Origin of the sequence: Succinivibrio sp., from assembly GCF_045124615.1 — a bacterium.
Taxonomy (GTDB): Bacteria; Pseudomonadota; Gammaproteobacteria; order Enterobacterales; family Succinivibrionaceae; genus Succinivibrio; species Succinivibrio faecicola.
On sequence record NZ_JBGVMC010000250.1, the window covers coordinates 1 to 1,723 of the forward strand.

2 protein-coding genes are annotated in these 1,723 nt (G+C 32.9%); one reads left to right on the forward strand and one right to left on the reverse strand.

What is annotated here, in order from left to right; genetic code table 11:
- On the reverse strand, positions 1-1,092 hold a 1,092-nt coding region (locus ACJML3_RS06510; protein WP_406021675.1), incomplete at its 3' end, for an extracellular solute-binding protein.
- A gap of 134 nt (positions 1,093-1,226) precedes the next feature.
- Between ACJML3_RS06510 and ACJML3_RS06515 the strand changes: the two genes are divergently transcribed.
- On the forward strand, positions 1,227-1,619 hold the full coding sequence (locus ACJML3_RS06515; protein WP_406021677.1) for a lysozyme inhibitor LprI family protein: 393 nt from the start codon (positions 1,227-1,229) through the stop codon (positions 1,617-1,619).
- Positions 1,620-1,723: the final 104 nt, after the last annotated feature.

Below are 1,723 nucleotides of genomic sequence, written 5' to 3' on the forward strand. Positions count from 1 at the left end.
GACAAGGCTTATTTCAGGAGGATCAGGCATAAGATATCCGAATCTTATCTGTTCTAGAAAAGGTTTTGCATAAAAATCTTTATTTATTTTTTTATTCTTAAGTGTTGATAGAGTTGTTGGAAGCTCTTTTGTTTCTTTATATCTTTGTAAAAGGTATTTATCCTTATTCAAGAACTTTGCAAACTTTAACGCTTCATCATAGTGTTCAGACCACTGAGATATGGCATATCCTCTGACACCTATAAAACTAGACATATGCATTCCGTTTTCAAGAATAGGAAGCTGGGCTATTCCAAAATTTACTTTTCTTTTAAGGATGATAGGAATATTCCAGGAGCCTGCAATAATAGCTGATACCCTGTTTTTTAAAAAAAGATCCACTATATTGTTTACAGCACCAGGTCCCATGGTTGCTGTAGGAATAAGATTTAAATCATAAAAACGTTTGATGCTACGAACTGCACTTACTGTTTCTTTATTGTTCAGTCCTATTTTTGATACGTCATAGTTTCCACTCTCATCTTGATAGAAGATGTATCCACCATAAGGTTCAATTGCACCATGTAAAAAATAAAGATCATCAAATTTTGCAACAAATCCGTACTTATTCTTTTTTTTCAAGCTTAAATCATATTTGATCCAATCATCAATTTTTTTAAATGGTTGATCAATAAAATCCTTATTGTAGAAAACAGCAAGGGTTTCCAAAGTTCTTGGAACAAAATAGTAAACATCCTTATAAAGAGCAGCCTCTTTTGCTAGAGGAAGATACTTTATCTCCTCATCATCTTCAAATTCAACAGGTACAATCATTCCTTCCTTAACAGCCTGTCCAATCTGATCATTTGGCAAAAGAATAATGTCAGGACCAACCCCCGCAGGTCCGTCTAAGCGTAGCTTTTCAAGAGCATAGATGTAATTACCAGTTTCAAAATTAACCTTTGTACCTGTAAGCTTATAGAAATCTTCAGCAGCCTGTTTTATAGAAGATGAAACGTAGGTATCTTCCCAAACTGTTATTTCAACAGCCTGTGAATTTGTTATAAAATTAGCTAGTAAGAATGTACTAAAAAGTTTTATGATGTTTTTCATTGATTATTTCTTTAACTGATAATCGTAATAGTTCTAATCAGAGTATATTCTTGAATTTGCAGTATTCTGAAAAATTGTTTTCAAGATTGTGATCATTACCGATAGTTATGAAACATACTGTGAAAAGGTTGATTATGAAAACAAAATTATCCTGGTTTTTTATTCTCAGTTTTCTATTCCAATCATGTGCACTTGCAGACGCAGATGATGATTTTAAACAGTGCACATTATTAGCAGAGGACGATTTTGCATTAAGCGAATGCTATAACAGTGCGATAAGTGCCTACGAAAAGAGAGTATTGAGTGCACTTAACGATATACTCAATTCCGATATTGAAGACAGTTACAAAATGGATCTTAAAAACTCTCACAGAGCTTGGATAAACTACAAGGAAATGACATCAAAAGTCATATATTCAGCTCAGGATGGTATTGCTGCATCTGTGATTTCATCAGATTTCATTTTGAAAACAACAAAACAGCATGCCTTAATTCTTGAAGATCTGAAAAAAACGCTTGGTCTATAATTCACCTTCGTAAATTATTTTTTCAAGCTTTTCTAATCTATCTTTTATCTTCAGCTCCTCAATACCAGAAATTTTGTCAAGTCTGAATACATTTGGCGATCTTT

Coding starts and splice junctions, on each gene's coding strand:
- ACJML3_RS06515 (WP_406021677.1), top strand. CDS start 1,227: ATGAAAACAAAATTATCCTGGTTTTTTATTCTCAGTTTTCTATTCCAA.